The following is a 23,727-nucleotide window of genomic DNA, read 5'->3' as shown; positions in this document are numbered from 1 at the left end:
GGTTAACTAAGACTCTGATTGAACCTTTTTAGAAGCCGACGCCGTAACCGTCGGCTTTTTGTCTCTTGTTACCCACCAGCAAGCCAGTGAACCAACGGTTACCATACATACGCCCTGCCAAAACGTCATGGTCAATGACAAGCCCAAAATCACCGAGGAAAGTAGTGTCGCGAAGATTGGCGTAAAGTACGACATGGTTGCCAAAAACACCATGTTGCCACCAAGAATCGCCGTGTTCCAAAGTGCGTAGCCTGCCCCCATGCAAGCGCCAGCTAGCGCTAAATCAATCGCCGCACTCGTTGTCATCACCATGCCGGTTTCATCACTCAATGCGTATTTGATCCACAGAGTGATCGCCGTAGCGATAAAGAAAAGTACAATCGCATTCTGCCCTTTCGCGACACGCTGGGTGTAGTTACAGTAAACAGCCCAAATAATCGCACCGAAAAACGCCATAGAATAGGTTTTAGGGTTGGTCGCAATGTTGGCAGCAATTTGGTCGACAGAGAGACCTTGGTCACCGCTGATGCTCCAAGCCACACCAAAGAATGCCAAGAAGATACTTGGATAAACCAGCCAGTTAATCTTCTTGTCGCTCAGCAGCACCGCAAATAACACCGTCAGTGCCGGCCATAGATAGTTGATTACCGCCATCTCTATCGCTTGATGTCGGCTGTTCGCCATTCCCAACGCCAAAGCCAAGAAGATCTCATAACAAACGAACAAGGCGCCGCCAATCAGCAAGTAAGACTTAGAAAAGCGTGAAAACTTAGGTAGCCCCATAACACAGACCAACAACAGCGAACTCACCGTATAAAGACTGGCCGCACCACCAATTGGACCTAGCTGTTCTGAGACGCTACGAGACAGAGCAATCAAGCAGCTCCATAGTAAAATGGCGATAATACCGTAGCAGCTATAACGATGAGATTTCAGCACACCTTTTCCTTTTCTTTATTGTCATTGGGTAATCAAAGCGAGCTTAAAGCAAAGATAGACTTAAGCACCACTATCGATAACTTACAGTAGGTAAAAATAAGTAGCCGAGCACATAACTGCACTCGGCTATCAATCATTCACTCAAAAATCTAAAAGCAATTATGCCAATAACAGAGCTTGCAGGTCAGCTAAAGACTTAACTTGATAATGAGGGTTAATACCTGCTGGTGCTGCTTTCTCTTGGCTGTTCAACCAACACGTCTCAATACCAAAATCCAAGCCGCCTAAAATATCTGAATGCGGGTTATCTCCGACCATCAATACGCGTTGTTTTGCTGGTAAGCCAACAAGCTTGTGTGCATGTTCAAAGATTTCAGCGTCTGGTTTCGCGACACCAACCTCTTCAGAAATTATCACGTGCTCAAAGTAATCCGTCATTCCTGTACGCTCTAAACGAATTGACTGCAGCTCTGTAAAACCGTTAGTGATGATGCCCATGTTCACTTTGCCTTTTAAAGACTCCATCAACTCTTTTGCACCTGGGAGCAGAGAACAGATATCCGCCATTGCGGTCAAAAATGCACTGTTTAGTTCTGCTGTTGTTGTCTCTAACTTTGTTGCCCAGCTTTCAAAACGCGCGTGCTTCAGTTGAGCTGCCGTAATGCGGCCATCTTGATAATCTACCCAAAGTGGTAAATTAACCTCTTGGTAAACCGAATAATCCTGTTCACTAAAGTCCACACCAAAACGGGAGAACATCAGCTTCATTCCTTGAAAAGCATCAAAGTGGAACAAGGTTTCATCCGCATCAAAGAATATCCAATCGTACTTCATTTTCTGTCCTGTTATTCGCGTTGTTGAGCAGTGCTGTGTTTGTTTTTATCGTAGTTTTGCTTAATTTTTCTCTTCGCCTTGTAGGCTGGCAATCACTTTACTCGTAAATCTGTGAGCCTGTATATAAATCTAATAATTTATAGAAAACAAGCAGCAAGTCATGATGTATCGCAAATTTTGCCACATATTAAACCAATACCATACAAGAAATACATTTAAGTACCGGGAGGTATTATGAAGCACTTCTTACCGTCATCTGTCATGCTCACCCCATTTCTTGTCAAATACTATGACGAGGAGCCAGAAGACACCCTTGAGTCTGAAGAGTCGCAAGATCCTCAAATTGAGTGCAGTGATGACTCCGATAAAACGTCGACACCAGCCTAACCAAAACAGCTTTCAATGAAAAACCTTAATTTTCATTGTTATAGAGCACCATTCTGCTCTTGGTGGAGCCAATTTATCGCTAATCACTACTGACAAAGAACACAGCCAAAAACCATGAAAACGATTGCTATATGAGCCCTATCACAACGACTAGCCACAAAGTGGTAGTTCGGAATCAAAGTTGTTCCAGATCAATGGTCGACCACTTGAATGCCGACAACATGTAGGAAATTAAAAATCATAATTAACGGAGTTTTCCAATGTCTACTGCATTTTACATCCCTACAATCAACTTCATGGGTACTGGCTGTCTGAAGGATGCTGCTGATAGTATTCAGTCTCAAGGCTTTAAAAAAGGTCTGATCGTAACTGATAAGATCTTGAATCAAATTGGTGTAGTTAAGCAGGTACAAGACCTTCTTAGCCAGCGAGGCGTAGACGCAGTTGTATTCGATGGCACTCAACCAAACCCAACCATCACGAACGTTAACGATGGTCTTGAATTGCTGACTGACAACGATTGTGATTTCGTTGTTTCTCTAGGTGGCGGTTCTCCACACGACTGTGCAAAAGGCATTGCTCTGGTTGCTTCTAACGGCGGCAAGATTGCAGACTACGAAGGCGTAGACCAATCTGAAAAGCCAATGATGCCTCTTATCGCTATCAACACTACGGCTGGTACAGCATCAGAAATGACACGCTTCTGCATCATCACTGATGAGGAACGTCACATTAAAATGGCGATCGTTGACAAGCACACAACACCGCTTATTTCAGTAAACGATCCTGAACTAATGCTTGCTAAGCCTGCATCACTGACTGCTGCAACAGGTATGGATGCGCTAACACACGCAATCGAAGCTTACGTTTCTATCGCAGCGACACCAATTACAGACGCTGTAGCGATTAAAGCCATTGAACTTGTACAAGCTCACCTAAGAACGGCAGTAGCGCACGGCGAAGACATTGAAGCACGTGAACAAATGGCTTACGCACAGTTCATGGCGGGTATGGCGTTCAACAACGCGTCACTAGGTTATGTTCATGCGATGGCGCATCAGCTAGGCGGCTTCTACGATCTTCCACACGGTGTGTGTAATGCTATCTTGCTACCACACGTTCAACGCTACAACGCGCAAGTTTGTCCTGAGCGTCTACGTGATGTTGCAAAAGCAATGGGCGTTAACGTTGAAGGTATGTCACCAGAGCAAGGCGCAGAAGCTGCGATCAACGCAATTGTTCAACTAGCAAATGACGTGAACATCCCAACAGGTATCGCGCAACTTGGTGCAAAGCTAGAAGATATCCCTACTCTGTCTGACAACGCACTGAAAGACGCATGTGGTTTTACTAATCCTAAACAAGCGACCCACGAAGAAATCTCTGCGATTTTCGAAGCGGCAATGTAATCTGCCATTAAGTCACTTATAAACTTATCGACAAACGGGCTCACCTACTGAGCCCGTTTTCTTTACCTGCCATATGTTATTCAAGTCTCTGTTTTGAATAGCCACTGATTAAGATAAATCTCTTTAAAAGTCGCATTGTCATAACTGCTTAGTTATAGTCAAACTATTGATACATAGAATGACAAACAGGTTCCATTGAGTCGTTGGATAGTTAACTCCTCATTATTAGCATCGCTCGTTTCCCACTCTGCCTTCGCGGAGGAACAGGATGAATGTCACAGCCAACCGTTAGAAGACACGCGCGTCGAAAAAGCTTACCACTACCTAAACAGCAAGTTTTGTCAGCCCGCAATATGGTTCGATAACTTCTTTGTGGATGACCGTATTACCGAGGACGCCAGAGCCGGAACCTCTGTACGTTGGTATAATGATTTCATCTATTCTGAGGGCGGTGACGTGGATTATTCCACCAAGCTCAACGCACGCCTGCATTTACCCTTTGTCAGCAAAAGGCTTAAGCTAATCTACGAGTCTGTTGGCGATGAAGAATTCTTAGACTTCTTCCCACAAGATTCTGAAGAGTTAGAGAATGCACTTGGCCTTCGTTATGACGCCTATGCCAAGGGTTACAGTAGTTTCAATATCAAAGCGACATTACGCCCAAGAATAGAGGCTCGCTATCGTTTTACCTACCCGCTCACCACAGATGCAGTATTCAGGCTGACCCAACGTGTATATCAAGAAAAACAAGAGACTGGTGAGATCACCGACATCGACTTTGATCTTTCTTTAAGTGATGATTTCTTGGCTCGATGGTCAAGCTTTGCAGGATATAACGACGACCTTAAAGGTTGGAACTATGGTACAGGGCTAACCTTGTATCACTACCTTGCCCAAGACCAAGCACTTCAATATAGCGCCACGATTAATGCAACGGATGAGCCTCATAATCATTACGAATACGCTCAGGTTTCGGTTACCTACCGACAAAACGTATGGAAAGAGTGGCTGTTCTACGAACTCATCCCTCGTTATCAATGGGAACGAGAACCTCATGAGAAACACACCGAAGAAGCCAACATCACCCTTAGGCTTGAAGTCTTGTTCAACAATGTCTAGTGAGTGTTTGTGAGATTGGGGCATCGTTAGATAGAAAACGAGGCACAAAAAAGCACATCATGTGATGTGCTTTTTCAGTTCTATATAAGGCTTAAACTGTAGTCTTAACCCTTGTAGTTTCTTACTCGTGCCGCTTCTGCTTCACGCTTGTCGACAACGGTTTTACCGATTGGCGCCAATGAGATAACCGCGAGCTTAAGGTGCTGAATCGCAAACGGAATACCTATAATAGTAATGAAACACGCTACTGCTGACATGATGTGACCAATCGCCAACCAGATCCCCGCAAATAAGAACCAAATAACGTTACCAATCACACCTAGCGGGCTCGTGCCGATGTCCATTTCATTGGTTAGCTCATCACGCGAAATCGCTTCCTGACCAAATGGGAAGAATGAGAAGTTACCCATAACAAAACATGCTCTACCCCATGGAATACCAACGATGGTTAGGAATGCGAGCAGTCCGAAGAACCACCAAGCTAGTCCCATAAATACGCCACCGAACAGAAACCAAATGATGTTTCCTATTGTTTTCATTCTGTATTCTCCAAATCTTTGAATGCTATTTATTTAATATGCCGAGTAAGGCAATGATTGTTGTAATAGGTTCATTATTGTTGAACCTTTATGAACCGTTTATGAATCACTTACATTTTATGTGATTGATATACACCACGGTTCTCTAAATCTACATAGGGCTAAACCCATTTATTTGATACCATACACTTAGATTTTTAGTACCAAAAAGCTAAACAGACTCAACAACGAATTTAAGGCCGAATTTATGAATAACACTGAGCAACCTAAAAAGAAAATGAAAAACTGGGTGCCAATCGTCTTCTTCGGACTTCTCAGCACTGTTCCAGTGTTCATGTTCTTAGTTGATGTGTACATCAACCAGTATATGTAACAGAGCCGGACATCCTAGCTATATAAATGGATATAAGAACCCTTTCCTGTATCCATTTCAGTTCCAATTAGATCAGTTCTTCTTCAGCCAGCTCTTCGTTAATCAAATCAGCTCTTCGCTAATAAAATCTAGAATGTCTATCAGCTCATGATCAGGCAAATTTAGTAGGTTATCCCCTACATACCATTCAATCTTACATTGGTTTGGCAACTCACTGATCGCTGGGTTTCCTATCCAAATCTTGTGTTTCTTCGCTATGTTATCTCTCACAATAATGCCGTCTTCATAGCTCACAGGTAAATATAGGTGAAGCATGTTGACCTGCGGTTGCTGCGGATTAACGGTGAACTGAGGGTAATCTTGTAATATTTGATAAACCTGTTTGGTGCGTTCATACAGAGCTGGCATCAGTTCTAATCGCTCATCAAACTGCATCGCAGCAGATACCACATAAGGCGTTCGGTGATACACGTTACCACCTTGGCGCTTCATCCACGCCGATGCCTTCGCTACAAAAGCTTTATCGCCTAACAGTAGCGAACCACCAAGGCCATTGAGACCTTTATACAGCGAGACATAGGCGCTATCGAACCCCTTAGCAATCTCGCGGTATGGCTTTTGGTAATACGCGCCACACTCCCACAAGCGGGCACCATCCATATGAAGGTGAATCGATTGCTCTTTGCAGTACTGTTTAATCGCCTCAAGCTCTTCCCATTCGGGTAACTGCCCACCAATTTCTCGCATCGGCAGTTCATATAATGCGGCTGCGATTTCATCAGGCCATGCCTTTAAGTCATCGACATTCCAAGTGCGGAATACGTTACCGACAGGAAGAACACTAAAACGATTTTGAAGCTGATACCCTTGGCGTTCATGGCGCATAATATGACTCGATTCATGCATCGCCACTACTGGGTTTCTTCTCTCTTGGCACGCAATTTCTAGTGCAGTCGGTTGATTCATGGTGCCCGTAATAACAAACACAGCCGCTTCATAACCGAGCAGATCTGCCACTTTCTTTTCAAAACTCTCAATAAACTCGCCATCACCGTAGCTATCGTGAGTAACATTATTTGTTTCACACCAGTGAGCCATCTGAGCGAATGTTTGTGCCGGAGTTGGTTCTAAGTGACCAGAAAGCAAAAAATCACATTGTTGACGCAGATCTGTACTCATACTCTTTCCTTTATTCGTTATCATTGTATGAAAAGTTGTCGAATGGTTTCGTTCTAACGTTAAGGTGACATAAAGTAAAAATGTTAGCTTTTATTATTAACGAATATTTAGTTTTACAAGCTCATATCCTTTCGAAGTATTGAATTGTATAAACAATACAGTGCCTTAAAACAAGGTAAACTATACGAAATGAGATAATGAAAAAACAATCACTATTAGCTAATTCGTTGTTCTTCAAGCATTCTTCTATTATTGTATATCTATAATCCCAATAGGTATTATTCGTTTATATACAAAGAGGGCTATATGTCGAAAAATCGAGTTTTAGTGCTATTCGCACACCCTTCTCAACATCGTTCTGAAGCAAACAAACCGTTATTTGAGCAAGCAAAACGCGTTGACGGTGTCACGTGCGTCGACCTCTATGCCGAATATCCAACGTTCAAGATCAGCATCGATCGTGAGCAAAAACGCCTATTGGACCATGACATCATCATTTTTCAGTTCCCCTTATATTGGTACTCCACACCGGCAATTCTCAAAGAGTGGCAAGATCTCGTTCTAGAGTATGGCTTCGCCTATGGAACCGATGGCAACGAGTTACAAGGTAAGAGCTTACTGTGTTGCATCACTGCTGGCGGTAAAAAGGATGCTTACCAAAGTGATGGCTACAACCACTTCACTATTCGAGAACTGCTTCACCCAATTGAACAAACCGCGTCTTTATGTGGGATGAACTATCTTGCGCCTTTTGCGCTTTTTGGATCTCGTACCGCTTTAGAAGAAAACCGTATTCAACAACATGTCGATAGCTACAGAACGCTTTTACAGGCCTTGGTTGCAGGTGATATCAACATCAAAAGAGCCAACAAGGCAGAAAAGTTGAACCATATTGTGGAAGAATTGATAGCAGAGGTTAAATAATGACGGGATACTTTCTACAAGCATTTATCTATTTAATTGCAGCCGTGATTGCGGTCCCTATTGCCAAAAGACTTGGACTTGGATCAGTTCTCGGCTACTTAATCGCTGGCGTTGTGATTGGTCCCATCATTGGATTGGTTGGCGAAGAGACAACAACCATCCAGCACTTTGCCGAGTTCGGTGTAGTGATGATGCTGTTCTTAGTCGGGCTTGAACTTGAACCTAAGATGCTATGGGCGATGAGAAACCGATTGATGGGGCTTGGTGGCCTTCAAGTTGGTGGTACGACCGCTATCGTGATGGGAATTGCACAGTTCTTTGGTCAACCTTGGACGATTGCTTTAACTATCGGTTTGATCTTTGCGCTTTCATCGACAGCCATTGTTCTACAAACGTTCAATGAGAAAGGCCTGTCTAAAACGGAAGGCGGTAAAAACGCTTTCTCGGTACTTTTGTTCCAAGATATTGCCGTTATCCCAATGCTGGCGTTCATCCCTTTGTTGGCTCTTCCTGAATTGGTTGCTTTGGCAGAAAGTGCCGCCCAAACCGCTGCACACCATGATGAACTCAGTTTAGTTGCAGGTTTGCCAAGTTGGGCATACGGACTTGTTATTACGGCTTCAATTGCGATTGTGGTCGTCGGTGGACATTATCTAAGTCGGCCACTGTTTCGTTTTGTTGCGAGCTCTGGCTTACGCGAGATCTTCACTGCAACTGCACTGATGTTGGTGATTGGTATTGCCGCGCTAATGAGCCTTGTTGGTTTGTCGCCTGCCCTAGGTACTTTCTTAGCAGGTGTGGTACTTGCCAACAGTGAGTTCAGGCACGAACTGGAATCTAACATCGACCCGTTTAAAGGGTTATTGCTTGGATTGTTCTTTATCACGGTAGGCGCAGGCATCAACTTTGGCGTTCTATTTAACGATTTCGCACTCATCATTGGCTTAACTCTTGGCGTGATGGCGCTGAAAGCCTTGGTGTTGTTTACACTGGCTTTAATCTTCAGAATCAAAAACAGCGACCGCTGGCTATTTACATTGAGCTTGGCTCAAGCGGGGGAATTTGGTTTTGTACTACTCAGCTTCTCAGCACAGAACCATGTATTACCTGCGGATATTGTTCAAACACTATCACTGGTTGTTGCCCTCTCTATGTTCTTAACTCCTGGTCTGTTCATTCTGTTTGATAAAGTCATTCTGCCCCGTTACGAGCAAAAATCGAACGATCGAGAAGAAGACAAAATAGAAGAGAAAGGTACCGTTATCATTGCAGGCATCGGCCGATTTGGTCAGATCGTAAACCGCTTGTTGGTATCAAATGACGTCAATACCGTAGTATTGGATCATCAAGCAAACCAAGTGGACTTATTACGCTCCATCAATATTAAATCTTACTTTGGTGATGCTACTCGTCACGACTTGTTGCATACCGCGGGTATCGAAGAAGCCGCGATGCTAGTAGTGGCAATCGACAACCAAGACTCAAGCGTTGAATTAGTGAAATACGTTAAACACACCTACCCTAAAGTGAAAGTCTTAGCGCGTGCATTCGACCGAGGTCATAGTTATCGCCTAAGAGAAGCGGGGGCAGACTTTGTTGAATCAGAGACCTACCATTCTGCTCTTGAAATGGGCGCTGAAGCCTTGCGTTCTTTGGGTCATCACCCATTCTTCGTCGAGCAGCAAAAATCGACTTATCAACGCGTTGAGAGCCGTAAGTCTGAAAAGCTTTACCAAGCTTGGTCTGAAGCGGAAGAGAACCCACGCTACGACAACAACTACCGACAAATCTTCATTCACCTTGAAGAAGCAATGAAAGAAGATATGAAAAAAGACCGTTCAGACAAACACTCTCGTTCTGAACGTGGTTGGACACCTCCACCGAAAGGCTATGCAGATGGCTTTGAGGAAGAAGAGTCTTAAGCAGAATCTAGACTACAGCTCTAGATAACCATGCTATTCAACCATCAAAAGCGGCTATTTGAGCCGCTTTTTCTTTCATTTAACCCCGACAAAACCTCAAATGAGCACAAGTATCAGGTGCTGAAACTCTTAATCCGAAAGATTTGTGTGATCTAGCTAAAATTTTTAATTTCTGACCACATGGCAAAAGTGGATTCGATTTTTACATTATTGAAACATTCCCACCCCGCATAAACCACACCAAAAACATGGCTATATATGCACTCATTCCTACCATTCAAGCACCCACCCAATTCTTAGCGACCACTCTCTAAGGCTTGAATTACATTGCATATATCGAAATACGCCGCAAAACCCCTAACAGATTCATTCATCAATCAAATAAATAACGCACGACATTCACAAATTCAAACCATCAAAATTAACATAAACATTTCAAAATATGTCTATCGTTACAATTTGTAACGAATGGCGGTTGTCGGTATAGTCCTGCAATTCAAAAAAGTGAGACCTTTGCGCTCACCTTAAAGGAGATATAATAATGATTACTAATGATGCTGTAATAATGGGCATGTTAGCTGTTATTCTTGGCGGTGTTTTTATCACGGAAAGTAGCCAAAATAGCGCACTGAAAAAATTCTACTCGTTCGTTCCGGGTCTATTGCTTTGTTACTTTGTTCCCTCTTTATTAAACAGCTTCGGCATAATCGATGCTTCGAATTCTAAACTGTACTTTGTTGCAAGCCGTTACTTACTTCCGAGTGCACTCGTTCTACTGATCATCTCTGCAGATCTGCGCAAGATCTTTGGACTAGGTTCAAAAGCCGTCATCATGTTCCTAACCGGTACTGTCGGTATTATCATTGGCGGCCCATTGGCTATCTTGATCATCGACCAAATAAATCCTGGCCTTGTATCGGGTGATGTATGGCGTGGTCTAACAACGGTGGCAGGTTCTTGGATTGGCGGTGGTGCAAACCAAGCTGCAATGAAAGAAGTATTTGAAGTTGACGATCAGTTGTTCTCTGCGATGATTACTGTGGACGTAATCTGTGCCAATATTTGGATGGCAATATTGCTTATCATGGCAGGTCGTCAGAAGAAGATTGATGCATGGTTAAAAGCCGATACTTCATCTATCGAAGACCTAAAAGAAACCGTATCTAAGTACCAAGAAGAAAACGCGCGTCCGACGACGACAACGGATCTAATGAAGATCACTGCGATTGCGTTTGGCCTTACGGGCTTAGCACACTTCTTTAGCGACATTATCGCACCATGGATCTCAACTAATGCTCCTGAACTGGCGCAATACAGCCTGACTTCTGGATTCTTCTGGTTAATCGTAATGGTGACTACGTTTGCACTCATTGCTTCATGCTTCAAATCAACACGCAGCCTTGAGCACAGTGGCGCATCTAAAGTAGGTTCAGCGTTCATCTACATCCTAGTTGCAACTATCGGTATGCAAATGGATGTGACAGCTATCTTAGACAACCCAGGTTACTTCTTCATTGGTATTACATGGTTAACTATCCATGCCCTTCTGATGATTGTAATGGCGAAGCTAATTCGTGCACCATTGTTCTTCATGGCTGTAGGTAGCCAAGCTAACGTAGGCGGTGCTGCATCGGCACCTATCGTCGCGGCTGCATTCCACCCAGCATTGGCACCAGTAGGTATCCTAATGGCGGTATTGGGTTACGCTCTCGGTACATACGGCGCTTACATCTGTGGCCTCATCATGCAGGCTGCTGCATTGGGTTAACAACTCATTGCTGTAAAAAATGGGCAACTGAACCTTGATCATATCGCCCATTTTCTTGAGTTCCGAGATGTAAAAAAGGCGACAGTAAAAACTGTCGCCTTTCTAATATCTTGTTACTCAGCTAAAGCTTATTCCCAATCAAGAATTACTTTACCAGACATACCAGAGCGCATCATGTCGAAGCCTTTCTGGAAATCGTCCACTTTGTAGTGGTGAGTAATGATTGGTGTTAGATCTAGGCCAGATTGGATCAATGAAGCCATCTTGTACCAAGTTTCGAACATCTCACGACCGTAGATACCTTTGATAACCAAGCCTTTAAAGATTACTTGGTTCCAGTCTACCGCCATGTCTGATGGTGGAATACCTAGTAGAGAGATCTTACCGCCGTGGTTCATGTTAGTTAGCATGCTATTGAACGCAGATGGGTTACCAGACATTTCTAGGCCTACATCGAAGCCTTCTGTCATGCCAAGATCAGACATTACGTCTTCAAGCTTCTCTTCCATCACGTTTACTGCGCGAGTCACACCCATTTTCTTAGCAAGATCTAGGCGGTATTCGTTTACGTCAGTGATTACAACGTGACGAGCACCAACGTGCTTAGCAACAGCTGCAGCCATGATACCGATTGGGCCAGCACCAGTAATTAGCACGTCTTCGCCAACTAGGTCGAAAGAAAGTGCTGTGTGTACTGCGTTACCAAACGGGTCAAAGATTGAAGCTAGATCGTCAGAGATTTCTGCAGGGATCTTAAATGCGTTGAACGCAGGAATCACAAGGAACTCAGAGAACGCACCAGTGCGGTTAACACCAACACCTGTTGTGTTACGACAAAGGTGAGTACGGCCGCCACGACAGTTACGACAGTGACCACATGTGATGTGACCTTCGCCAGATACACGGTCGCCGATTTCAAAACCACGAACTTCTTGGCCAATGCCAACAACTTCACCCACGTATTCGTGACCTACTACCATAGGTACTGGGATTGTGTTTTGTGACCACTCATCCCAGTTGTAGATATGTACGTCAGTACCACAAATTGCGGTTTTCTTAATACGAATAAGAAGATCATTATGACCCATTTCAGGTTTTTCAACCTCGGTCATCCAAATGCCTTCTTCAGGCTTTAGCTTAGAAAGTGCTTTAATTTTCATAATGTTACCTAGTTCATCTCGCCTAACTGTAAGGCGAGAATCAAAAATCTATATGTTCTACTGGGTGTTGTTCTATCCAATTAAAGGATGCTCGTGGCATCCCTTTAAAATTAGATGATACCCATGTCTTTACCAACTTGAATGAACGCATCGATTGCGCGGTCTAGTTGCTCACGAGAGTGTGCAGCAGACATTTGCGTACGGATACGAGCTTGACCTTTTGGTACTACAGGGAAAGAGAAACCTACAACGTAGATGCCTTTCTCTAGTGCGCGCTCAGCGAACTCAGCCGCTACTTTTGCATCACCAAGCATGATTGGGATGATTGCGTGGTCTGCACCGCCCATAGTGAAGCCAGCTTCTTCCATGCGAGTACGGAAGTGAGCAGAGTTTTCCCATAGTTGAGTACGTAGGTCGCCAGATTCCGCAAGAAGATCTAGAACGCGGATAGACGCAGATACGATTGCAGGAGCAACAGAGTTAGAGAATAGGTATGGACGAGAACGCTGACGTAGCCAGTCGATCACTTCTTTCTTACCAGAAGTGTAACCGCCTGAAGCGCCACCCATTGCTTTACCAAGAGTACCAGTGATGATATCGATACGGTCTACAACGTTGTGGAACTCGTGAGTACCCGCTCCGTTTTCGCCCATGAAGCCCACTGCGTGAGAGTCATCAACCATTACTAGTGCATCGTACTTGTCTGCAAGGTCACAGATAGCAGGAAGGTTAGCCACTACGCCGTCCATTGAGAACACACCGTCAGTTACGATTAGTGTGTGACGAGCGCCAGCTTCTTTAGCAGCGATAAGTTGCTGCTCTAGCTCTTCCATGTTGTTGTTCGAGTAACGGAAACGCATTGCTTTACACAGACGAACGCCATCGATGATAGATGCGTGGTTTAGTGCGTCAGAGATGATTGCGTCTTCTTTACCTAGAATTGTTTCGAACAAACCAGCGTTTGCATCAAAACAAGATGTGTAAAGGATAGTGTCTTCTTTACCTAGGAACGTAGAAAGCTTTTGCTCTAGTTCTTTGTGAGAATCTTGAGTACCACAGATGAAACGTACTGAAGCCATACCAAAACCGTGCTGATCCATACCATCTTTAGCTGCTTCGATAAGAGCTGGGTGGTTAGCAAGACCTAAGTAGTTGTTTGCACAGAAGTTTAGTACTTCTTCACCAGTCGAGATAGAAACCGCTGCTTTTTGTGCAGAAGTAATAATGCGCTCAGACTTGTAAAGACCTTCTTCTTTAACTTCTTCGATTTGAGTTTGAATCTGTTGGTAAAATGCAGAAGACATTGTCTCATTCCTTCCTAGTTATAATTTAGCAGCATCGCGCGCCGCTTTATGTAGGGATGTAAACGATCTCAACACGATCATTTACACTGTAAAACTTATGCCTATATTCTAGTTGAACATCCCCGTTCCGATTATCCCTTTAGTTGGAAAAACATTAATGAATCACAGGCACTAATAATAGTTCATCCCAGTGACATAGGGCACATTAACGCCCTTCACCTGCTTTTTTAAACGCCAAATTAGCTATAATTTCCGTCTAATTTCGCTTTCATATCAAATCTCAATTTTTCATCTCAGAATGCGCAGCAGCAACGCCGCTATACAGATGAGCTTCAAACACAACAACCTATCAGAGCAATCACGTCAATCAATTAATGAAATTGATTCACAAATCAGAGTAAATCGCTCACAATTACCATTAAGTTCATCGTTGAAACTAGCTTAACTGGATACTTATGATTAACCCAAAACTCATCGCCCTGCTTCCGGATCTCGCCTCGTTCATTTTGGTGGTTAACGAAGGTAGTTTTACGGCTGCAGCAAAACAGTTAGGCGTGACACCGTCAGCCTTGAGTAAGCTCATCACCCGCTTGGAAAAAGCGCTATCGGTGAAACTGTTTGAGCGTACCACTCGTACCCTTATCATTACGCAAGCGGGTCAATTGGTTTATGATCAGAGTGTGGTGATGATCAACGCAGCGCAACAAGCCGTTGAACTGTCTACCTCCGACCATACCGAACCTGCAGGCTCGATAACGGTAGCGGCGCCTGAAGCCTTCTTGAATTCGGTATTGCAGCCTTTCGTTGTTCCATTCTTAAATCAGTATCCAGAAATCCAACTTAAATTGAGAGCGGCTGACGGCGACATCGATATTTTACGTCAAGGCATCGACATTGCTTTCCGCCTGACTGATAAGCCCGACGAAAGCTTAGTATTGAAAGAGTTAGGAAAAACAAACCTCGTGTTGTGTGCAAGCCCTGACTATTTAGATGCCAAGGGGATTCCTCACCACCCTACCGAGCTGTCTGAACACGACTGTTTGTATCTTGCAGAGACAGACAAAGATCACATTTGGGATTTTCTTAAAGATGATGAATTTCACACAGTACCCGTCAGTGGACGTTACGCAGTTAACCACTCGCAGATGCGACTGAAAGGTGTGAAAGAAGGTCTAGGCGTCGGTATTTTCCATGACTTCGTGATTCAAGATGCGTTGGCTGAAGGGTCTGTAGTACAAGTGTTGGAAGATTGGACCATCAAGAGTAATTACCATGGTGCGATTGCGATGCAGTTTGCTCAAACCAAGTACATGCCCGCTCGACTGCGTGTATTCATTGATTACGCCATGGAGCACTTAGGTGACAAGTTGGCAGGAGAAATAAACTGATGTTGAAAGGAATACACCACGCAGCCATAATCTGTTCAAACTACAACGCATCGAAGCACTTTTACACCGAGATTTTAAAACTTGAGATCATTGCCGAAAACTATCGAGAGGCTCGCCAGTCGTACAAACTTGATTTAGCGCTACCTAATGGTGCTCAGATAGAACTATTCAGCTTCCCTAACGCACCGGAAAGACCTAGCTTTCCTGAAGCTCAAGGGCTAAGACACTTAGCTTTTTGTGTTGATGACGTTCAACAAATCAAAAGCTATTTGGAAGAACAAAGAGTCGAAGTCGAACAGATCCGAATTGATGAATTTACAGGTAAAGCATTTACTTTTTTTGCCGATCCTGACGGGCTTCCGTTAGAGCTTTATCAAATATAGAGCTGTACAAGTCTAACGTCTTCTTAATAAACAGAGCATGTCATCTGAATAATGAAACTGACCTCCTCAAAAAGGAGGTCAGTTTGTATATCAATTAACTCAATGCCGTCTTGAATTTCTCAACGCGTGAAAATAGTAACCAATCCAGCAGCATTGCTGTCACGATCGTCGCTCCCGCCAGTGGAAACAGTACTGAAATAACTATCACGATCACTAAACCTGTCTTCCAAAGCCCTGCATCGCCAAACTTCGGTGGCGTGCCAAGCTTTCTTTGACCTGAAGGTCTACGTATCCACCACATCACACCGCCAGTCACGGACACAACAATGAACGCCAAACAAAACAAAGCATTTAGAAGCTTGTTAATGATGCTGATGTCACCTTGATGCAATGAAATACCTACCGCTAACGTTTTGGCAATGAAGTTATAATCTTGCCATGTCACCTCACCCAAAATACGACCTGAGTATTGGTCGAGGTGCGTAGTACGGTCCTGCGTTGGATCAATGATGTCACCGCCCATAGTGTTGGCTGTGACCGTGTAAACACCCGTTTCTGAACGCGGGAAATTCACCTTGTATCGTGTAAAGCCAAGTGAGTATGCTTTTTCAGTAACGTCATCAATGTCGAAGTTGCTTGCTGACAACACATGTTGAGAGTGATCTTCACCCATCTTAGAGTGATCATGAGGTTCCGTCGCCTCTTCCACATGATGAACGTGTTCTGCTGGCTTATCTTGAGACAAAGGCAATAGTGTTTGCTCCAAGTTCCAAGGTAGCTCTTCTTCTGAGCCATGGTTGAGGGAAGCGTGCGTCTTATCAGACAGCGGAATATCGTCCCACATTTGAGCAGGGAAAGTGCTCCATGCTTGAACAAGCTTACCGCCCCAAAAACCTGTCCATGCCAATCCAGACAGAATAAACAACAACAGAACGAGCGATAACACACCTCCAATGTTCGCATGCAGATCACGCATTAAAATACGCGTTCCTGAACCAAATCGAAGCTTAAGAAAACCAGCGCGGCTCGCGTTATCTCTAGGTAACCATAAGTAAATACCACTGATGAGCAACAGAATAGACAAGCTTATTGCGACTTCAATTAGATAATCACCCCAATCACCAATCAACAAAGTGCCGTGAATGTCATTCGCGAGTTGGTACAGGCTGTCGCTACGCGGAATCTCTCCGACCACTTCGCCCGTATATTGATTTACCGTGGCGAAGACCGATGTGCCGTCTACAAGTGCTACCGAAAAGCGGTTAGCCAGATCAGGAGCTTTGCTCGGAACAAACTGGGTAACCGAACCTTGTGGGTATTGAAGTTGTACTGCAGCTAACTGTTGTGACACTTTAATCGGCTCGCCCGATGCAACAATCTCTAGGGCTTCGTGGTGGAAAGTCAATTCGATTTCATCATCAAACAGCATCACCAAACCTGTAATGCTCAGCATTAACATAAACGGGATAACAAATAGCCCAGCATAGAAGTGCCAGCGCCATGTGAGGAAATAGAGGGTTTTATTGCGGTCTTTGCTTTTTATATTGGTTTCCGAACCGGTTGTTGCACTGCTTTTAGACTGCGAAGTTGCTTGTGCTTTCGCAGGGGTTTGAGATTCATTTCTCAACATTATAATTTCCTTTGACACACGCAAACATACCTTCTGAAAAATCAGAAAGTAATCTGAGCATGTTTAACTTTACTTAATACTTTATTTTTTAATTATTTTAATGGGTTAGGTTTAAGCAATAACAAAGGGAGGGCCGCGCGGGGCTTGCCTCGTGTAGCGTTCGCTTAGAGCCAAAAAAGCGTAGCTGTCGGAGACAATAGAACTCAGTCGAGTTGTCAGTAGTGTAGTGGGAAGTTCATCTTGGTGAAACGTGGAAAAATGGCTAAACGGACACGGCTTTCCTTTATGAGTATTAGGTTCGCCTTCTTCGATTTGAACCAATTCAAAGCCATTGACCGTACATAACGACGCCCATACTCCCGCACTATTACCATGAGCATTGATAACAGGCATTAATGTCACTAGCGCCCAGCTTAATGCTGTTGCAAGTAACATGAAGAAGTTGAACGAGGTTCGGCGCATTATTCCAAGTCTTTATAAATTTCCCTTATTATGAGGGACTTGGAATATAGGTAAACGTAAAGATTAACAGCAAGTTAAAAAATTGAAGCTAACGCACACTCTTTTTCGTTAAATACTGGTTACAACACTAAAACTAAGAAAGTAATACTCATCTCTTTGCAGCAGGCTTTCGATAAAAGAGACAATAAAAACGCCGCCTTACACCTTCCTCGAAAGAGGGTAATGTAAGGCGGCGTTTTAGAAATCGAATCTTGAGGTTTGCTCTTTGTTACCTATCTAGCAAACGTTCATGATTAACGAATTAACCGAAGATCTTGCTCCAGATGCTTGGGTTACGCTTCTCATGGTACTCTTCACGAAGGCCATCAATAGTACGAAGTTCTTGCTGTGCCGACGCTAAGTCACCTTGGTCTAGCTTCTGCTCAATGCTATCCAGTGATGCACTGATCTTTTTGAAGCCTTCCATGAAGTTGTCTTCTTTCTCGACTGGGTAAACACCCGTTTTCAGCTCTGCCACTAGCGTATCTAAACGAACGATAGGCTTTTGCATCTCTTCAATGCTTTGAGCTTCTGCCGCTTGTTTGAACGCAAGCTTCATTTCTTGCATGTTTTTCTTAAGGTCTACATTAGCAAATGCGTTGCCAGACAATACTGAAGCAGCGATTAAGCCAGATAAAAGGATTGAGCGAGTTTTCATTGTTTCTCCAAGTGAAGCGGTGTCTTTGAAGTTAGAGCCGTCATTACTGTGGCACTTCGACTTTATTATTTTCGGCTAGTGTATACAAAAATCTTTCAGGCACAAAAATTGATTGTGTCGAAATGCAAACCCGCCGACATTCTCTTAAACAAGATCTGAATATTCTGGGATTTCATTACGACCGCGCAAGGCCAAAAAGGCTAGGAACTGCTTTGGCGAATGGGTAATCACTTTACTCGAATCTACGCCCACTTCATCTAACAATGCTGCGACTAAGTCTAAGCCACCGACATCTAAACAGAAATGCGCATCGCTGCCTGTTGTAATAAATGCACCCTTCGCTTTCGCTATTCTTGCAATCTCATAGCAGCGGTCAACACTGCCAACTCGGCTATTGCCTTTGAGTGTGGTGTTGTTGATCTCAATCGCCACGTTGTTCTCAACCGCACATTGAATAACGGCTTCGAAATCGAAATCAAAATTAGGATTGCCTAAGTGACCAAGCGCATCAATTCGACCGCCCTTAATCACATTCAACAATGCTTCTGTATGGGTAGCGACATCCGATGGGCGAAATACTGGCTCATGAAAACTCGCGATCACCCAATCCAAGTTCTTATCCACACTCGGATGAATGTCGATTTCACCCTGTGTGTTCATGATGTTTGACTCAACACCTCGAATAATTGCGACATCTTCAATAAAACGAGGGAGCACACGCTGATTGCTGAAGAACCAATAGTGTGGCGCGCCCGGCATTGATTCTGAATGATCAGTAGTACAAAACATGGCTAAACCATTTTGCTTTGCCGACTTGGCGTTTTCGATCAATGTGCTGTAAGCATGACCACTTGCGTATGTGTGGGTGTGAGTATCTACTTTGAGTTCCATGAATCAATGCCCTTTTAGCTCGGTCTTTAAACGTTTCTCAGAAAAAACACTCCTGTACCTTCTTCTGAAAATAAGTGCCTCGTGGCAACAATTTGACCAGTTTATCAGTTGAAAGTGACAATTAGCATCTAAACATCAAGGTTTATTACTGGTTCATTTACACGACACGGGAATACGTGGCTAACCAGAGCCAGCCAGCGCTTGGTCTTATCTAAGTAGAACCGCACACACTCGGTAATTGCGCCAATTTTTTGCAACCTACCCAAGTTCGTCAATACTTAAACCAGCCTACAAACTGGAGTGTTAGATGAGAAGAAGACGATATCCGCTGAGTATCCACATCACTAGCCTTTTCCTAATTTTGACAACACTTGTCGGTGCGGTATTGATTTCGATTAGTTATCGGCACTCCCAAGAGCTGCTGCTAGGCACAGTGCGCGAGATCAGTAATGAGCACCGCGACAAACTGGAATCAGTATTTAAACAAGCCATTGCCCCTGTTATCACAACCTTAAATGTGATGGCGGTGAGCCCGTTTGTTGCTCATCAAGCTTCCGCTGTCGAAAAAGACTCTTGGCTTGCTTCGGTCGATATCATCTTCAAGCAAAACACCAATTTGGTCGCTCTATTTTATGGTTCTGAAGATGGTGACTTCAGAATCTTTCGTCCATTAAGCACCAATAAACAGAGAGCCGAAAACAGCGCGCCCGCTAAAGCGACCATGATGGTCAGCAGCACCAATCTAGACGGTGAAAACTTTATTACCTATCTTGATGGCGCACATCAAGTGATCAGTACTCGACAAGCAGAGAGTAAGTTCAACCCCACCACTCGTCCTTGGTTTCGTAACGCAAAGCCTGATGGCTCAATACAACTCTCTGAACCCTATCTGTTCTATTTCCTGCAAACCAATGGTATTACGCTCTCTAGGCGTTCTGCCGATGGCAAGCATGTGGTTGGTGCCGACTTTACGTTGAGTTCCCTCTCTTCTCAGATCAGTGAATTAGCTTATTCTCCGCAAACCCGACTCGCCTTGTTCGATCAACATTTTAATCTTCTCGGTCAGCATCAACTTGAGCTATCAGTACCCAAGCCTGACTCCCAATCTGATGACACAAGTAAAACTGAGCAAACGAACAACCAAACGACGGGGAATCTCTCTGGCAGTGAGCAAGACCAAAGCTTCTTTAATGTGCCCAAACGTGAACAGATGGAAGCATTGAAAGCGTCCGTTATTGCGCCGCTTATCTCTGATGAAGAGAAGTTTAACCTCAATCTAAAAAACGTTGAGTACAACTTAAACACTTGGGCACTAACGCTAACGCCGGTTCAACTGACTCAAAATGTCACCTTATACTTGGCAGAAGCGACGCCACACAATGAGCTGCTCGCTGATCTTATCTCGATGCGAGACAAGCAAGTTGCGGTCGCGATTGGGATGTTGTTCATCTGCTTCGCTATCGTATGGTTTGTTGCTAATCGACTGTCTCAGCCGCTCAATACGCTGATGCAACTCACCGACAACATCGCTCGGTTCGACTTCAGGCGTACTCATTATCCCAAAAGCATGATTCAAGAAGTGGCTAACCTCGCCCACTCGATTGAGCTAATGGAACACACGCTTCATGATCTGATTACCCTACTTCGAGACACCGCCGGGAATCAGGAGTTTTCGATCTTAGCCAAGAACATTGCTCATCAAAGCTATTTAATTACCAAAGCAGAAACTATTGTCCTTTTCACTCAATCCAAAGAGAAAGACGTGTTTGATACGGCAGCCAACCTTGCCATTCTTCCTTTTAAGGCCGACATCAATGACTTCATCAAACACACGCCTTGGTTGCTGTGTCAGCTTAAATCTGGTGAGACGATCCATTTGAACAGAGAAGACAATGTTCTCAACTATTACCAAGATTCGATCTTCAATTCAGACCTGTACCTATTTCCACTATTAAACCGAGAGAAACTGTTGGTAGGGATTGTGGCAATTGGCTATGAGAGACCAATTACCAAGATGCAGGCAGACAAGCACGCCTTTTTAAGAGAGTTGCTCAGCTTTGCGGAAATAGCGAAAGACAACATCGACCAAATGCAGCAACAAAAAGACATGCTTAATGCCTTTATTGAGCTGATTGCATCGGCGATTGATACCAAGTCACCTTATACGGGCGGGCATTGCCAACGAGTGCCTGAGCTCACCAAATGGCTAACTCAAGCAACCATAGATGATGACCGCTATTACCCCCAATTCTCATTGGACAGTAAACAGTGGGAAGAGCTGATGCTCGCCGCTTGGCTTCATGACTGCGGCAAGGTGACCACGCCTGAATATGTGGTAGATAAGGCAACAAAACTGGAAACCATTTACGACCGAATCCACGAAGTGCGAATGCGTTTTGAGTTGTTGAAACAGCAAGCGGAAACCGATTACTGGAAAGCGATGGCGAACGGTGCACTACAAGAAGAACAACTCAAAATACTCGAACAAAGCCTGTCTGAACTGGATGAGGAGTTTGCCTTCGTTGCTGAGTGTAATCTTGGCGGCGAATCTATGACGGAAGAGCAGCTAGAACGCTTAGATCAAATAGCCAAACGCCAATGGAAACGTACACTGGATGATCAATTGGGTTTGTCTTGGTCTGAAAAAGAGAGATTTAACACCCAAAAAGAGTCGGTTGAGAAAGAGAGAACTGAGCCAACAAGTCAGGAAAAGGGTTTGCCTGTCATGGAGCCTCTGCTTGCAGACAAACCGGAGCATAAAATACCTTGGGACAATGGCTTTAACCCTGCCGATGTATGGCAAGAAGCGTTTGTACTTAAGCCCGGAGAAGTTAAATACAACCAAGGTGAACTGCACAATTTGAAAGTACGCCGTGGTACGCTAAACGATGAAGAACGTTTCATGATCAACGATCATATTATCCAAACCTTCACCATGCTCAACAAGTTGCCTTACCCGCCTTACCTTCAAAACATTCCGGATATCGCCAGCGGACACCACGAACGTATCGACGGTAAGGGATACCCAAGAGGCTTAAACGAAGACCAGTTACCTCTGCCGTCCAGAGCAATGGCAATTGCTGATGTCTTTGAAGCGCTCACCTCTAGTGATCGCCCTTATAAGAAAGGTAAACTCTTAAGCGAATCACTCAACATCATGACCGACATGGCCACCAGCGGTCATATCGATCCCAAGTTGTATTTACTGTTTTTGGAAAACAAAATCTACGATAAATACGCTGAGCGATTCCTAGAAATGAACCAACGCTGCGAGATTGACCCGCACGAACACATCGACCGAGTAAAAGAATACATACGCTCATTGTTCTAAGTTTTAAATTAACCATTCAGAGGATAAGCCATAATTCAATGGTTAGCTTTTAGCTGCCGAGTCCAATACCGCAACGTCCACTACAGTCGCTACAGCCACTGTGGTGTGCGGTTTTTGTTTGGCTTTCGCCTTGCTGTGTCTTTTTGCCAGCAATGTATTGGTGATGCTCGCCACGACAATCAGGTTAATGCCAATCATCTGCTGTGTAGAAAACACATCATCAAAGAACAAGCCCTGCCAAAGCGCGCTAAACAGCATGTTAGTAAAAATCAGAGGTGCCAACTGGGAGCCACTGTCTGCAAGCTTATACGCCTTGGAACGGAAGATTTGGGTATTGATGGTAAACATTGCAAGACCAAGTGCTCCGAGAACAATCCAGCGTAAATCGTCAAAAGACAGCAACGCCGACACGAAGCCTTTTTCAGCACTTTCAAGAACATCAGGCACCGCAGAAACTGAAGTAAACACCACCATTGGAATCACAATGATTGCCGCGACTAAAAAGGTCCACGCGTTAAGCTCTGCTGGTGTCAGGCTAGTTTTAGACGCTCGGTACAAACTCACTTGCGAGCCAGAATTAAATACCCCAGCGAGAAGCCCAAGCAGAAGCGCAGGTCTAAAGAACTCCGAACCCAACTCAAACTGCGACCAATCGCCCGCCATCATAACTACGCCAACAAAGGTGACAGCTAAACACACGATCGTCGTTGTATGAATCTTGGTTCTAAATATTAACTTTTCTAACAATGGAATAAACAGAGGACCAGTACTGAACAACACGACCCCTTCAACTAGCGTTAAGGTTTGCAGTGAAGTAAGGAAACACCACTGACACGCCACCATAAAGATCGCTCGCATCACCAAAGGTTTCCACATTTCTCGTGTCGGCTTGCTGATTTTGTAAAAAGTCAGAAAAAGAAATAAAAACAGACTGGGTAACAAAAAACGCACAAAACTGAGCAACGAAGTGGGCATCACTTCAGATAGATACTTGGCCATTAAGCCGCTTAAAGACAAACTGAACGTCGACAACAACATGAAAGTCGTCGCCTTGGTAATATCAGACATAATTATCACCTCCTATGACA

The 23,727-nt window shown here is 44.2% G+C and carries 21 protein-coding genes; 10 read left to right on the top strand and 11 right to left on the bottom strand.

Annotated elements, in window-relative coordinates; translation table 11 throughout:
* Positions 1 to 6: 6 nt before the first annotated feature.
* Positions 7 to 939 carry an aromatic amino acid DMT transporter YddG gene (yddG, locus tag ACED41_RS08715; protein ID WP_371724811.1) on the bottom strand — a complete coding sequence of 311 codons (933 nt, stop codon included), beginning with the start codon at positions 937 to 939 and terminating at the stop codon, positions 7 to 9.
* A 159-nt stretch (positions 940 to 1,098) separates the two neighbouring features.
* On the bottom strand, positions 1,099 to 1,773 hold the full coding sequence (gene yjjG, locus ACED41_RS08710; protein WP_371724810.1) for a pyrimidine 5'-nucleotidase: 675 nt from the start codon (positions 1,771 to 1,773) through the stop codon (positions 1,099 to 1,101).
* Positions 1,774 to 2,007: 234 nt separating this feature from the next.
* Between yjjG and ACED41_RS08705 the strand changes: the two genes are divergently transcribed.
* The 3 genes from ACED41_RS08705 (at position 2,008) to ACED41_RS08695 (ending at position 4,688) form a co-directional block, all read left to right on the top strand.
* Positions 2,008 to 2,160, top strand: coding sequence for a hypothetical protein (locus tag ACED41_RS08705; protein WP_017066574.1), 153 nt, complete (start codon positions 2,008 to 2,010; stop codon positions 2,158 to 2,160).
* Between the two features lie 260 nt (positions 2,161 to 2,420).
* The gene (gene yiaY, locus ACED41_RS08700) at positions 2,421 to 3,569 is read left to right on the top strand and encodes an L-threonine dehydrogenase (protein ID WP_017060904.1); all 1,149 of its coding nucleotides are present in this window, start codon (positions 2,421 to 2,423) and stop codon (positions 3,567 to 3,569) included.
* A 195-nt stretch (positions 3,570 to 3,764) separates the two neighbouring features.
* On the top strand, positions 3,765 to 4,688 hold the full coding sequence (locus ACED41_RS08695) for a hypothetical protein (RefSeq protein WP_029235256.1): 924 nt from the start codon (positions 3,765 to 3,767) through the stop codon (positions 4,686 to 4,688).
* A 104-nt stretch (positions 4,689 to 4,792) separates the two neighbouring features.
* On the opposite strand, the gene ACED41_RS08690 is transcribed toward ACED41_RS08695, so the two are convergent.
* The gene (locus tag ACED41_RS08690; protein WP_004730224.1) at positions 4,793 to 5,227 is read right to left on the bottom strand and encodes a YccF domain-containing protein; all 435 of its coding nucleotides are present in this window, start codon (positions 5,225 to 5,227) and stop codon (positions 4,793 to 4,795) included.
* A gap of 247 nt (positions 5,228 to 5,474) precedes the next feature.
* Here ACED41_RS08690 and ACED41_RS08685 point away from each other — a divergent pair, with 247 nt between their 5' ends.
* The gene (locus tag ACED41_RS08685; protein ID WP_017060906.1) at positions 5,475 to 5,600 is read left to right on the top strand and encodes a hypothetical protein; all 126 of its coding nucleotides are present in this window, start codon (positions 5,475 to 5,477) and stop codon (positions 5,598 to 5,600) included.
* A 102-nt stretch (positions 5,601 to 5,702) separates the two neighbouring features.
* On the opposite strand, the gene ACED41_RS08680 is transcribed toward ACED41_RS08685, so the two are convergent.
* Positions 5,703 to 6,779 carry a low specificity L-threonine aldolase gene (locus tag ACED41_RS08680; RefSeq protein WP_171732789.1) on the bottom strand — a complete coding sequence of 359 codons (1,077 nt, stop codon included), beginning with the start codon at positions 6,777 to 6,779 and terminating at the stop codon, positions 5,703 to 5,705.
* Positions 6,780 to 7,085: 306 nt separating this feature from the next.
* Here ACED41_RS08680 and ACED41_RS08675 point away from each other — a divergent pair, with 306 nt between their 5' ends.
* The 3 genes from ACED41_RS08675 (at position 7,086) to ACED41_RS08665 (ending at position 11,393) form a co-directional block, all read left to right on the top strand.
* On the top strand, positions 7,086 to 7,703 hold the full coding sequence (locus ACED41_RS08675; protein ID WP_371724809.1) for an NAD(P)H-dependent oxidoreductase: 618 nt from the start codon (positions 7,086 to 7,088) through the stop codon (positions 7,701 to 7,703).
* Entirely contained in the window at positions 7,703 to 9,625 is a 1,923-nt protein-coding gene (locus ACED41_RS08670; RefSeq protein WP_017067137.1) for a monovalent cation:proton antiporter-2 (CPA2) family protein, read from the top strand. The genes ACED41_RS08675 and ACED41_RS08670 overlap by 1 nt, the downstream gene beginning before the upstream one ends.
* Before the next feature lie 541 nt (positions 9,626 to 10,166).
* Positions 10,167 to 11,393 (top strand): DUF819 domain-containing protein, encoded by a 1,227-nt coding sequence (locus ACED41_RS08665; RefSeq protein WP_017067619.1) that lies wholly within the window; start codon positions 10,167 to 10,169, stop codon positions 11,391 to 11,393.
* A gap of 128 nt (positions 11,394 to 11,521) precedes the next feature.
* Here the strand turns inward: ACED41_RS08665 and tdh are convergent, their stop codons facing one another.
* Both tdh and ACED41_RS08655 read right to left on the bottom strand, forming a co-directional pair.
* Positions 11,522 to 12,553 carry an L-threonine 3-dehydrogenase gene (gene tdh, locus ACED41_RS08660; RefSeq protein ID WP_017059546.1) on the bottom strand — a complete coding sequence of 344 codons (1,032 nt, stop codon included), beginning with the start codon at positions 12,551 to 12,553 and terminating at the stop codon, positions 11,522 to 11,524.
* A 110-nt stretch (positions 12,554 to 12,663) separates the two neighbouring features.
* The gene (locus ACED41_RS08655; protein WP_017064793.1) at positions 12,664 to 13,857 is read right to left on the bottom strand and encodes a glycine C-acetyltransferase; all 1,194 of its coding nucleotides are present in this window, start codon (positions 13,855 to 13,857) and stop codon (positions 12,664 to 12,666) included.
* Positions 13,858 to 14,312: 455 nt separating this feature from the next.
* On the opposite strand from ACED41_RS08655, the gene ACED41_RS08650 reads away from it, so the two are divergent.
* Both ACED41_RS08650 and ACED41_RS08645 read left to right on the top strand, forming a co-directional pair.
* Entirely contained in the window at positions 14,313 to 15,245 is a 933-nt protein-coding gene (locus tag ACED41_RS08650) for a LysR family transcriptional regulator (protein ID WP_017059538.1), read from the top strand.
* On the top strand, positions 15,245 to 15,628 hold the full coding sequence (locus ACED41_RS08645) for a VOC family protein (RefSeq protein ID WP_017067620.1): 384 nt from the start codon (positions 15,245 to 15,247) through the stop codon (positions 15,626 to 15,628). The genes ACED41_RS08650 and ACED41_RS08645 overlap by 1 nt, the downstream gene beginning before the upstream one ends.
* Positions 15,629 to 15,722: 94 nt before the next feature.
* Here ACED41_RS08645 and ACED41_RS08640 read toward each other — a convergent pair whose 3' ends face one another.
* The 4 genes from ACED41_RS08640 to ACED41_RS08625 all read right to left on the bottom strand — a co-directional run bounded on the left by ACED41_RS08640 (position 15,723) and on the right by ACED41_RS08625 (position 19,308).
* Positions 15,723 to 17,258 (bottom strand): PepSY-associated TM helix domain-containing protein, encoded by a 1,536-nt coding sequence (locus tag ACED41_RS08640; RefSeq protein ID WP_371724808.1) that lies wholly within the window; start codon positions 17,256 to 17,258, stop codon positions 15,723 to 15,725.
* 111 nt (positions 17,259 to 17,369) lie between these two features.
* The gene (locus ACED41_RS08635) at positions 17,370 to 17,720 is read right to left on the bottom strand and encodes a hypothetical protein (RefSeq protein WP_017064798.1); all 351 of its coding nucleotides are present in this window, start codon (positions 17,718 to 17,720) and stop codon (positions 17,370 to 17,372) included.
* Positions 17,721 to 18,021: 301 nt separating this feature from the next.
* Positions 18,022 to 18,417: a cytochrome b562 gene (locus ACED41_RS08630; RefSeq protein ID WP_017059534.1), complete on the bottom strand. Its 396-nt coding sequence runs from the start codon at positions 18,415 to 18,417 to the stop codon at positions 18,022 to 18,024.
* Between the two features lie 144 nt (positions 18,418 to 18,561).
* Positions 18,562 to 19,308 carry a phosphatase gene (locus ACED41_RS08625; RefSeq protein WP_017059533.1) on the bottom strand — a complete coding sequence of 249 codons (747 nt, stop codon included), beginning with the start codon at positions 19,306 to 19,308 and terminating at the stop codon, positions 18,562 to 18,564.
* Positions 19,309 to 19,615: 307 nt separating this feature from the next.
* Here ACED41_RS08625 and ACED41_RS08620 point away from each other — a divergent pair, with 307 nt between their 5' ends.
* On the top strand, positions 19,616 to 22,639 hold the full coding sequence (locus ACED41_RS08620) for an HD domain-containing phosphohydrolase (RefSeq protein ID WP_029236400.1): 3,024 nt from the start codon (positions 19,616 to 19,618) through the stop codon (positions 22,637 to 22,639).
* A gap of 42 nt (positions 22,640 to 22,681) precedes the next feature.
* Here the strand turns inward: ACED41_RS08620 and ACED41_RS08615 are convergent, their stop codons facing one another.
* Positions 22,682 to 23,707, bottom strand: coding sequence for a DMT family transporter (locus ACED41_RS08615; RefSeq protein WP_371724807.1), 1,026 nt, complete (start codon positions 23,705 to 23,707; stop codon positions 22,682 to 22,684).
* Positions 23,708 to 23,727 lie beyond the last annotated feature (20 nt).

The sequence above is a fragment of the Vibrio sp. 1F255 genome (assembly GCF_041439145.1).
Taxonomy (GTDB): domain Bacteria; phylum Pseudomonadota; class Gammaproteobacteria; order Enterobacterales; family Vibrionaceae; genus Vibrio; species Vibrio crassostreae_C.
This window is presented reverse-complemented; position numbering and strand designations above follow the sequence as displayed.

Excerpts from the sequence above, each read along its gene's own strand:
- ACED41_RS08675 (WP_371724809.1), top strand. The coding sequence starts at position 7,086 with ATGTCGAAAAATCGAGTTTTAGTGCTATTCGCACACCCTTCTCAACAT.
- yiaY (WP_017060904.1), top strand. The coding sequence starts at position 2,421 with ATGTCTACTGCATTTTACATCCCTACAATCAACTTCATGGGTACTGGC.
- ACED41_RS08620 (WP_029236400.1), top strand. The coding sequence starts at position 19,616 with ATGAGAAGAAGACGATATCCGCTGAGTATCCACATCACTAGCCTTTTC.
- tdh (WP_017059546.1), bottom strand. The coding sequence starts at position 12,553 with ATGAAAATTAAAGCACTTTCTAAGCTAAAGCCTGAAGAAGGCATTTGG.
- ACED41_RS08630 (WP_017059534.1), bottom strand. The coding sequence starts at position 18,417 with ATGAAAACTCGCTCAATCCTTTTATCTGGCTTAATCGCTGCTTCAGTA.
- ACED41_RS08680 (WP_171732789.1), bottom strand. The coding sequence starts at position 6,779 with ATGAGTACAGATCTGCGTCAACAATGTGATTTTTTGCTTTCTGGTCAC.
- ACED41_RS08690 (WP_004730224.1), bottom strand. The coding sequence starts at position 5,227 with ATGAAAACAATAGGAAACATCATTTGGTTTCTGTTCGGTGGCGTATTT.
- ACED41_RS08670 (WP_017067137.1), top strand. The coding sequence starts at position 7,703 with ATGACGGGATACTTTCTACAAGCATTTATCTATTTAATTGCAGCCGTG.
- ACED41_RS08705 (WP_017066574.1), top strand. The coding sequence starts at position 2,008 with ATGAAGCACTTCTTACCGTCATCTGTCATGCTCACCCCATTTCTTGTC.
- ACED41_RS08650 (WP_017059538.1), top strand. The coding sequence starts at position 14,313 with ATGATTAACCCAAAACTCATCGCCCTGCTTCCGGATCTCGCCTCGTTC.
- ACED41_RS08685 (WP_017060906.1), top strand. The coding sequence starts at position 5,475 with ATGAATAACACTGAGCAACCTAAAAAGAAAATGAAAAACTGGGTGCCA.
- ACED41_RS08640 (WP_371724808.1), bottom strand. The coding sequence starts at position 17,258 with ATGTTGAGAAATGAATCTCAAACCCCTGCGAAAGCACAAGCAACTTCG.
- ACED41_RS08665 (WP_017067619.1), top strand. The coding sequence starts at position 10,167 with ATGATTACTAATGATGCTGTAATAATGGGCATGTTAGCTGTTATTCTT.
- ACED41_RS08625 (WP_017059533.1), bottom strand. The coding sequence starts at position 19,308 with ATGGAACTCAAAGTAGATACTCACACCCACACATACGCAAGTGGTCAT.
- ACED41_RS08635 (WP_017064798.1), bottom strand. The coding sequence starts at position 17,720 with ATGCGCCGAACCTCGTTCAACTTCTTCATGTTACTTGCAACAGCATTA.
- yjjG (WP_371724810.1), bottom strand. The coding sequence starts at position 1,773 with ATGAAGTACGATTGGATATTCTTTGATGCGGATGAAACCTTGTTCCAC.
- ACED41_RS08645 (WP_017067620.1), top strand. The coding sequence starts at position 15,245 with ATGTTGAAAGGAATACACCACGCAGCCATAATCTGTTCAAACTACAAC.
- ACED41_RS08655 (WP_017064793.1), bottom strand. The coding sequence starts at position 13,857 with ATGTCTTCTGCATTTTACCAACAGATTCAAACTCAAATCGAAGAAGTT.
- ACED41_RS08615 (WP_371724807.1), bottom strand. The coding sequence starts at position 23,707 with ATGTCTGATATTACCAAGGCGACGACTTTCATGTTGTTGTCGACGTTC.